The 8,668-nt window shown below is 66.6% G+C and carries 10 protein-coding genes; 2 read left to right on the top strand and 8 right to left on the bottom strand.

Going from position 1 to position 8,668, the window contains the following annotated elements:
* Positions 1 to 302 (top strand): tyrosine phosphatase family protein (locus tag JHD80_RS25795; protein WP_465246560.1); only part of this gene is annotated, 302 nt, incomplete at its 5' end.
* A gap of 102 nt (positions 303 to 404) precedes the next feature.
* On the opposite strand, the gene JHD80_RS25790 is transcribed toward JHD80_RS25795, so the two are convergent.
* The 4 genes from JHD80_RS25790 to JHD80_RS25775 form a co-directional block, all read right to left on the bottom strand.
* Entirely contained in the window at positions 405 to 806 is a 402-nt protein-coding gene (locus JHD80_RS25790; protein WP_199093243.1) for a PRC-barrel domain-containing protein, read from the bottom strand.
* Between the two features lie 176 nt (positions 807 to 982).
* Positions 983 to 2,671 (bottom strand): mucoidy inhibitor MuiA family protein, encoded by a 1,689-nt coding sequence (locus tag JHD80_RS25785; protein ID WP_199093241.1) that lies wholly within the window; start codon positions 2,669 to 2,671, stop codon positions 983 to 985.
* Positions 2,672 to 2,815: 144 nt separating this feature from the next.
* Positions 2,816 to 3,133: a DMT family transporter gene (locus JHD80_RS25780; protein ID WP_199093239.1), complete on the bottom strand. Its 318-nt coding sequence runs from the start codon at positions 3,131 to 3,133 to the stop codon at positions 2,816 to 2,818.
* A gap of 286 nt (positions 3,134 to 3,419) precedes the next feature.
* Entirely contained in the window at positions 3,420 to 4,301 is an 882-nt protein-coding gene (locus JHD80_RS25775) for a type 1 glutamine amidotransferase (protein WP_248311782.1), read from the bottom strand.
* Between the two features lie 113 nt (positions 4,302 to 4,414).
* Here JHD80_RS25775 and JHD80_RS25770 point away from each other — a divergent pair, with 113 nt between their 5' ends.
* Entirely contained in the window at positions 4,415 to 5,323 is a 909-nt protein-coding gene (locus JHD80_RS25770) for a DMT family transporter (protein WP_349237351.1), read from the top strand.
* Here the strand turns inward: JHD80_RS25770 and JHD80_RS25765 are convergent, their stop codons facing one another.
* The 4 genes from JHD80_RS25765 to serA form a co-directional block, all read right to left on the bottom strand.
* A complete protein-coding gene (locus JHD80_RS25765) occupies positions 5,324 to 5,893 on the bottom strand; it encodes a PAS domain-containing protein (RefSeq protein ID WP_199093235.1) in 570 nt (189 codons plus the stop codon). It lies immediately after the preceding gene.
* A 77-nt stretch (positions 5,894 to 5,970) separates the two neighbouring features.
* On the bottom strand, positions 5,971 to 6,972 hold the full coding sequence (gene bla / locus JHD80_RS25760; RefSeq protein WP_199093233.1) for a class A beta-lactamase: 1,002 nt from the start codon (positions 6,970 to 6,972) through the stop codon (positions 5,971 to 5,973).
* A 61-nt stretch (positions 6,973 to 7,033) separates the two neighbouring features.
* Positions 7,034 to 7,288: a DUF1902 domain-containing protein gene (locus tag JHD80_RS29170; protein ID WP_199093231.1), complete on the bottom strand. Its 255-nt coding sequence runs from the start codon at positions 7,286 to 7,288 to the stop codon at positions 7,034 to 7,036.
* Positions 7,289 to 7,290: 2 nt separating this feature from the next.
* Positions 7,291 to 8,668: phosphoglycerate dehydrogenase (serA, locus tag JHD80_RS25750; protein ID WP_199093230.1), on the bottom strand; the 1,378-nt coding region annotated here is incomplete at its 5' end.

Below are 8,668 nucleotides of genomic sequence, written 5' to 3'. Positions count from 1 at the left end.
GCCATCTGCTGGTGCATTGCCATATGGGCATTTCGCGCTCGACGGCGGCGATGATGACCTTGATGGCGCAGGCCGATGCGGCCGAGGACGAGGACACGCTGTTCGCGCGCCTGCGCGAGATCCGGCCGCAGGCCTGGCCGAACTCGGTGATGATCGGCTTCGCCGACGAGCAGCTCGGCCGCAAGGGCCGGCTCACGCAGGCGCTGCGGCGGCACTATGCCCACCAGATCGAGGCGCAGCCCAAGTTCCGGACCTGGATGAACGATCTCGGCCGGAAGCAGGAACTGGAGATGGCGCTCTAGCTCGGAGGCGAGACGGCGCGTCGGACATCTCGATCGGCAGAGATCCGCAGACATGAAAACGGCCCCGCCGAAGCGGGGCCGTCATCGACTTGAGGCGCGGGCTTACTTCGACCAGCGGCCTTCATACTTGAACTGGGGCGCGGCCTTGAGAGCGTCCTTCGTGGTCTCCATCATGGCCGACCACTTCTTGTCGTTCTCGTTGTAGTTCACCTTCACGGCGTTCGGCGAGACGATGACGTAGTGCTCGCCCATTCCGAGGAAGCCGCCGGCGGACACGATGTAGCCGGCGACCTGGCCGTTCGACATGACGACGTCCTTGATCTCGCCGATCTTGTCCTTGGCCGAGTTCTGGACATTGAGGCCGATCAGGTTGCTGCTCAGCACATCGGTCGGCTTGGCGGCGACATAGACTTCCTTCACTGCGGTCGTGCTGGTAGCCGTTTGCGCGTAAGCGCTGGTCGAAAGAACAGTTGCAGAAAGGATGGCGATGACGGCATTGCGCATAAAAGTAAACTCCAAACCAGGGATGTCCTAGATGGCAAGGATAACGCGGCCTCTCGTCGAGGGTTCCTGATTCGGGTATTCTTTATTTCAGATAAATTTCGCGCGGCCGGTCTCAGGGGCCCGATACGGGCTTCTCCACCTCCGGAGCGGGGGCGCTCCGGTGCCGCAGGCTTGGCTCAGTTTGCCGCCTGCGGCAGCGGCTGCTCCTCGTAGGCGAGCTCGCGGTCGCCGGGCCATTTGATGCGATAGGCGAGCTTGATCTCCTTCTCGGCGCCGGCGGCGAGATCGAAGGTCCAGGAGGCGATGCCGCGCCGGTCGCCGACCTGCTTCTCGGTCGGCGGCGTGGTCTGCGCGGCGATGGTCTCGACCGTGATCGCGCTGCTTTCCGAGTAGGGGATGCGCTGCAGCACGGTGACCTTGACCGGCCGCGTGTGCAGGCTCTTCACGACGGTCCGGAATTCGCGCAGGTCCGTGCGGGTCTGGCCGAGCCAGGTCGGGTCGTTCTCGCGGCGCTTCACCGGCGCAAAGGAGACCTTGATGCGGTCGTCGGCGCCGAAGCCGAGCTCGACCTTGTCGCCGGGCGCGATCAGCCCGAACTGGCCCATGCCGACATAGGTGCCGTCGCGATGCAGCGCGACGCGCCCGGCCAGCAGCGGCGCTTCCTCGTCATGGGTGAAGGCGGCTTCGAGATAGGCCTTCTGCTCCAGCTCCGGGACAGTGCGGGCGGCGAGCGTCGCGTCCGCCTTGCGTTGGCTCAGCGTCACCGTCTTGGAGCTGCCGTCCTGCGGGATCGAGGCGCGGCCGGGCACCTGGAAATTCGCCTGATAGGCGCCGGCTTCGATCGTCGCGAGCGTGACCTCGGCCGCGACGATGGGTTTGGCGGCGCGATCCTCCAGCGCCGCGGTCGCGCCGAAGCGCGGAGCAGCCGGGGCCGGCGCCGCCTTCTCGGCTTCCGCCTTGCGCGCCAGGGCCTGGGCCCGTGCGCGGCTTTCATAGATAGCCGGCGGCTCGAAGAATGCGACCTGCATCGGCGTCAGGTCCGGCGCGCGGGTGCCGCCGTTCGAGCGCGTGGTCGAGAGCGTCAGCGCGACGTCGTCCCAGGCCTCGCCGCTGCGCTGGCGGATTTCGGCGCGGCGCGTCAGGGCGATTTCCGGCTTCTCGCCGGTCGTGGTCAGGCGCGCCTCGTAGGTCGGCGTCCAGTTCGCACCGGTGACGCGATAGGTCACGGTGAACTCGGCCGCGACCGGCTGCGGCGCCTCGACGGCGATGGCGATGTCGTGCTTTGGTGCGCCGGGGCGGGCGCGCTCCAGCGTCGCGATCTCGGCCTCGACATCGGCGAGGCGGTTGCGGGTGCCGCGCAACTCGTCCTGGACCTTGACCAGCGCGGTGCCGATCGCCTCGAACACCGCCGGCCAGTCCCCGACGGGCAGAGCCTTGCCGTCGGGGCCGAGCTTGTCGGGGCCGACCTGGGCGAAGCGCTCGATCGTGGCGCGCTTCGCTTCGATCGCGCCGATCTGGCCGGAAAGCTTCTCCTTCTCGTCGCGCAGGGTCTTGAGCTTCTCCTCCAGCACCGTGTCGAGCACGGGCCTGGCGTCGCCGGGCGTGATGCGGACATCGACCGCGCCGACCGAGAAGGAGCCGTCACCCTTGCCTTCGACGCGGATCGAGGCGGGGTCGATCGTCGCCGGCAGGCCGCGCAGCACGATCTGCGAGGCGCCCTGCAGCAGCTCGGCCTTGCCGAGCCGCGTCACCACTGCGCCATCCGGGAAGACGGTGACGCGGTCGATCCGGCTCGACAATTCGGTTTCGGCGGCGCTGGCAAGGCTGGGCGCCAGAAAGAGAGCCGCGGCAATATGGCTTCGCATCGAAATCATCCCCTCCAGATCGCAATCACGTCGCCGTGATAGACGCTGCCGAATTCGGCACGTCCAAGGCGGAATTGGGCCGGAATGCGGATAGGCGGGGCAGGCGAGGGAAGCGTCCTGCGTTTGCAGGAGCCTTCGGGGTCGTCAGCTCGCCGAGAGCTTCATCATGACGAGGCCCGAGACGATCAGCGTCGCGGCGGCGATGCGCATCGGCGTCAGCGCTTCGCCGAGCACGGTGACGCCGACGATGAAGGCGCCGACCGCGCCGATGCCGGTCCAGATCGTATAGGCCGTGCCGAGCGGCAGCGAGCGCATCGCCAGCGAGAGCAGGGCGAAGCTGCCGATCATCGTCACGATGGTGATCGCCGCCGGCACCGGCCGCGTGAAACCGTCCGACTGCTTCATGGTGAAAGCCCAGACGATCTCGAGAATGCCGGCGGAAAACAGATAGAGCCACGCCATCGCGGGTCCCCCATGAGTTGCCGGGTCGTCCCGGCACATGTCCCAGGTTGGGGGAGGTCGTGGCCTCGCGGGTTCCTAGGTAGTTACCCGAGATCGCGCTGGCAAGAGCATGAGGATGCAGCGTCCGATCCGAGCGCGTCATCCCGGACGCAGCGCAGCGGAGCTCCGGGATCCATCGTAGAGCGCAGCGCGCTTCGATGGATCCCGGGTCAAGCCCGGGATGACGGTGTGGTTTCGATGATCTCCTGGAGATGGGCCACCCAGGAAAGCACGCGCCGTCGAACGCTCAGGCCCGCCCGCGCGCGCTGGCGTGCGGCTTCACGCGGTGTTCCATGAAGTTGCGCAGTTCGGTGACGCGGCGCTCGGTGTCGAGCACCTCGCGGTCGAGTCCATGCGCCCAGGCAAGGTCCTGCCGCTCCGGCTCGGCATCGAGCGCGAGCATGTCGTCGAGCCAGGCTTTCGCGGAGGCCTCGTCCTTGCGGAAGCCTTCCTTGATCATCAGCGGCACCCGGCGCTCGAGGATCGCGACGATCTGTTTCAGCGAGAATTCGGGATGGTACTGCACGCCCCAGAAGGTGCCGCCATTATGCTTGATCTCGGCGGCCTGGACCTGGCTGTAGGCATTGGAGGCGAGGATGGTCGTGCCATGTGCCGGCAGGGCGATCGTGTCGAGATGGATCGCCGGGGCATCGAAGGCGGCCGGGCGGCTGGCGAGCAGCGCGTGATTGCGGCCGGCCTCGGTCGGCGTGATCCGGCGGGCGAAGCCCGTCTCGCGGCCCTTGGGATTGGCAGTGACGGTGCCGCCGGCTGCGACGGAGCCGACCTGGACGCCCCAGCACGAGCCGAAGCAGGGCGTGCCGCTGGCATAGATCGCGCGCATCAGGTCGATCTGGCGGGTCACCGGCGGGGCGGTGTCGTAGATATGCAGGGCCGAACCGGTCAGGAAGATGCCGTCATAGGATTCGAGCCCGGCGCCGTCGGGCAGGTTCGCGCCCTCGTCGGCCGGCAGGCAGATATCGGAGACGATGCCCGGCTCGAAGGCTGCGATCTCCGCCGCATAGGCCTCGCCATAGGCCATGCCGTAGGATTGCCGCAGCCCTTCGCGCGTGTCGCGCATATTGCCGTCGACGAAGAGCAGGCGGAGCGGGCGGGCGCTGGTTTCGGTCATCGGGACGTTCCGCAGGGATGCGCAGGGCGACGGGCAGGTGTGCGCCCGATCTCATATGAGCCGGGTACACGCAAGGGTATTGCATGAGCCCTTTCTCGCAACAGGGCGGAAACGTGCACCCTACCCAGACCTGGTTGCAACGCGCCTGGAGCAATGCCTACCTGCTGATGGTGTTGACCACGCTCATCTGGGGCGGCAATGCCGTGGCCAGCCGGTTCGCCGTCGGCAACATATCGCCGATGGCGCTGACCTCCTTTCGCTGGATCGGCGTCTGCCTGATCATGCCCTTCCTGCTGCGGCGGCAGATTGCGGCGCACCTGCCGCAGATCAGGGCGCATTGGCTGTATATCGCCCTGCTCGGCATCACCGGCTTCACCGCCTTCAACACCCTGATGTATGTCGCGGCGTATTCGACCACGGCGATCAATATCGGCATTCTGCAGGGTTCGATCCCGATCTTCGTACTGCTCGGCGCCTTCGTCGCGTATCGCATCCCGATCGGTGCCATGCAGGCGCTCGGTGTCACTGTGACCCTGCTCGGGGTTGCCGTCACCGCGAGCCGCGGCGATGTCCATGTGCTTGCGAACCTGCGCTTCGTTCCCGGGGATCTGCTGATGATCCTGGCCTGCGTCTTCTATGCCGGCTACACGGTTGCGGTCCGCAGCCGCCCACCGATGCCCCAGCTCGTCTTTTTCACGGTTGCCGCGGCTTTCGCCTGCCTGATCTCCTTGCCATTGCTGGCCGTCGAGATCGCCATGGGGCGCTTCTACATGCCGACGCCGGCGGGTTGGGCCATCCTCGCCTTCACTGTGATCGGCCCCTCGATCCTGTCGCAACTGTCCTTTATGCGCGCGATCGAATTGATCGGGCCAGGACGGGCCGGCGTCTTCGTCAACCTCGTGCCCGTTTTCGCCCCGATCCTCGCCGTCCTGCTCCTCGGCGAGCCTTTCGGCCTCTATCACGCGGTTGCGCTCGTGCTGGTGCTCGGCGGCATCTTCATCGCCGAGCGGCTGGGGCGGTAGTCAGATTGGCCGTTTTCTTGTCTCGGCCGCGAGATTCATGCCCAGCCGTATCAGCACATCCTTGAGTTTGCGCTTGAGTTCCTCGTCGGTAATCTGCTTGGCGATGCTGTAGGCCTGCAGGACGTGCCCGGCGACGCGGGAGGTCGCCGTGGTCGCTTCGGCACTGCGCTGCTGCGTTACGTCAAAGGCCATTCCGACATAATGCCCAGCGCGGCCTTCCTCCGTCCGATGACACTGGGCGAAGGCTGAGATCAGTCGCTCGCCTGTGGCGGGAACAACCCGATACTCGTAGTGGAAATCGATCGCCGCCTGGACGCAGCGCTCGATCTCCTGCGCCACGCCATCCCGGTCAGCCGGGTGGATGCCGTCCACATAGACATTGCATCGCGTGCCGCGCATCGCTTCCAGTGGATCGACGTTGAAAAGCGCGGCCATCCTCGTGTCGGCATAGAGGCGGTCGTTCAGCACGTTCCAGTACCACAGGCCGACGATCGCATTGTCGTTGAGATCATAGTCCTCGAAACAGGGTGGCTGCTGCGGAGCGCCCCCCTCAAAAATCGCTCGGCCCATGTGCTGTCTCCCCAGGTGAGACTGCGAGACGGGTGCTTCAGGCGCAAGAGGAGGAAAGTATAGGTACGCTACGCGTTTCAGCGCAGCGCCGAAACCGCCAGCCGCGCCATATCCGCCAGCGCCGCTTCCCTCTCCTTCGCATCGGCGCGCGAACCCGCGAGATAGGTCACGATGACGAAGCGGCGGCCGTCCGGCAGCGTCGCGATGCCGATATCGTTGGTGGCGTGGTTGATCCCGTCCGTGGTGAGGCCGAGCCCGGTGCGATGGGCGAAGCGGGTGCCCGCCGGCAGGCCGGCCTTGAGGCGGTCGGTGCCGACCTTCGATTCCGCGACGATCTTCTCGATGAAGGCGGTATGGGCGGGGTCGCGAAGCCAGTTGCCCTTGGCGAGCGCTTCGAGGAATTGCGCGCTCGCTTCCGGGGTCGAGGCGTCGCGCTTGTCCTTGAGCGCATTCGAGAGGGCGGCGATGCGCAGGCGCGGCCGCATCGCCTTGAGCTCGGCGCGGAAGGCCTTCTCGTCGACGACCTGATCCCAGCCGAAGCCCTTGAGCCCGTAGATCTCCGGCTGGAACAGCCGTTCGTAGCGATCGACCGACATGCCGGTGACGCCGCCGTCGCGCAGCATCTTCGTCACCACCTGCGGGCCGCCGATCTCGCGCATCAGCAGGTCGGCTGCGGTGTTGTCGCTTTCGCCGGCGGCGAGCCGGATCAGTTCGCTCAGCGGATAGTCGTTGCGCTCGCCCTTGAAGTTTTTGACCAGCGGGCTGTGGAAGAGCGAGAAATCCCTGCGGGTGACGGTGATCGGCTGGTCGAGCCTGAACTTGCCGGCTTCGACCTGCTGCAGCACGGCGACCGCCAGTGGCAGCTTGAACACGCTCTGCATCGGGAAGGTCTCGGAGCCGCGATGCGACCAGAGCTTGCGGTCGCGGAGGTCCAGCAGCGCGACGCCGAGGCGGCCTTTCGAGGCCTGCTCGATGCCCCCGATCGCCTTGTCGAGCTTGTCTCGGTCCCAGTCGGCGAGGGCCGGGACGGCCGCGAGGCAGGCGAGAGCTGCGGCGGCGAGGCGGGCAAGGGCAGGCATGGGCGGTCCTCAGTGACGGGGCGATCACAGGGCCGTGATATTGCGGCAAGGTTGCGGCGGTTCAGGCCGGCTCGCCAGTCTCCACACCGCAGAGCGAGAGCTCGACCGGGCAGCCCTCGATGCCGAAGCATTCCGGCAGGAGCAGGTTCAATCGCTCGCGCAGCGCGTCCAGCGTCTCCGCTTCGGTGACGATGCCGAGCTCGCCCACATCCATGGCGTACCAGAGGCCCGCCGCCTCGTCGCGGCGGACCTCGAAACGGATCGGCTCCGCCACCCCGGCAGGCGCGGCGACGAGAGCCTTGAGCGAACCGAGCACGATCAGAACTTCAGGCGCCGGGCGCGCTTGACCATCGGGATCGCGTGGATCTTGTCGAGCAGCTCGTCCGAGATCGGCTCGTCGACCGCGACATAGCAGATTGCGTCGCCGCCGGGCCTGTCGCGGCCGAGCGCGAAGGTCGCGACATTGACGCCGGCGCCGCCGAGCAGCGAGCCGAACTGGCCGATGAAGCCCGGCTTGTCGGCATTGCGGACATAGAGCATGTGCGGCGCGAACTCGGCATCGACCTGGATGTCGCGGATCTCGACGATGCGTGGCTTGCCGTCATGGAAGACGGTGCCCGAGGCGTGGCGCGGCATGTCCTCGGCCTCGACGACGATACGGATGACGCTTTCGAGATTGCCGGCGACATCGCGGGTCAGCTCCTCGACGACGATACCCTTCTCCTTCGCCACCATGGCCGCGTTGACCATGTTGATCTCGGGCAGGAAGGGCCGGAGCACGCCGGTGATCGCGGCAGCCGAGATCGCCTTGAGGTTGAGGCTCGCGACCGCGCCCTCATACTCGATGCGGATGCCATTGACCGGCGCCTCGGTGAGCTGGCCCAGGAAGGAGCCGAGCTTCTCGGCGAGATCGACGAAGGGCTTCACGCGGGGAGCTTCTTCCGCCGTGATCGAGGGGAAGTTGACCGCGTTGGTGATGGCGCCCTTCAGCAGATAGTCGCTCATCTGCTCGGCGACCTGCAGGGCGACATTCTCCTGCGCCTCGTTGGTGGAGGCGCCGAGATGCGGCGTGCAGACGACGTTGTCGAGCCCGAAGAGCGGGTTCTGCTCGGCCGGCTCGACCGAGAACACGTCGAAGGCGGCGCCGGCGACATGGCCGGATTTGATCAGGTCCGCCAGCGCCTGTTCGTCGACGAGGCCGCCGCGGGCGCAGTTGATGATCCGCACGCCCTTCTTGGTCTTGGCGAGGTTCTCGGCCGAGAGGATGTTCTTCGTCTTCTCGGTCATCGGGACGTGCAGCGTGATGAAGTCGGCGCGCTTCAGCAGATCGTCCAGCTCGACCTTCTCGACACCGAGCGCGACCGCGCGCTCGGCTGAGAGATAGGGATCATAGGCGATGACGCGCATCTTCAGGCCGATGGCGCGCTCGGCGACGATCGAGCCGATATTGCCGGCGCCGATCAGGCCGAGCGTCTTGGCCGTGATCTCGACGCCCATGAAGCGGTTCTTCTCCCACTTGCCGGCCTGGGTCGAGGTGTCGGCCGCCGGGATCTGGCGGGCGAGCGCGAACATCATGGCGATGGCGTGCTCTGCGGTGGTGATCGAGTTGCCGAAGGGCGTGTTCATCACGATCACGCCGCGCGCGGTCGCGGCGGGGATCTCGACATTGTCGACGCCGATGCCGGCGCGGCCGATG

Source organism: Allobosea sp. ASV33 (assembly GCF_016428755.1).
In the GTDB taxonomy this organism is placed as follows: Bacteria; Pseudomonadota; Alphaproteobacteria; order Rhizobiales; family Beijerinckiaceae; genus Allobosea.
Note: the sequence above shows the minus strand (reverse complement) of the source record. Positions and strands in the feature narration are given on the sequence as shown.

What these genes read in the sequence shown, in the direction of transcription:
- JHD80_RS25790 (WP_199093243.1), bottom strand. Translation starts at nt 806, where the DNA reads ATGCGCAATGCCGTCATCGCCATCCTTTCTGCAACTGTTCTTTCGACC.
- JHD80_RS25785 (WP_199093241.1), bottom strand. Translation starts at nt 2,671, where the DNA reads ATGCGAAGCCATATTGCCGCGGCTCTCTTTCTGGCGCCCAGCCTTGCC.
- JHD80_RS25780 (WP_199093239.1), bottom strand. Translation starts at nt 3,133, where the DNA reads ATGGCGTGGCTCTATCTGTTTTCCGCCGGCATTCTCGAGATCGTCTGG.
- JHD80_RS25775 (WP_248311782.1), bottom strand. Translation starts at nt 4,301, where the DNA reads ATGACCGAAACCAGCGCCCGCCCGCTCCGCCTGCTCTTCGTCGACGGC.
- JHD80_RS25765 (WP_199093235.1), bottom strand. Translation starts at nt 5,893, where the DNA reads ATGGGCCGAGCGATTTTTGAGGGGGGCGCTCCGCAGCAGCCACCCTGT.
- bla (WP_199093233.1), bottom strand. Translation starts at nt 6,972, where the DNA reads ATGCCTGCCCTTGCCCGCCTCGCCGCCGCAGCTCTCGCCTGCCTCGCG.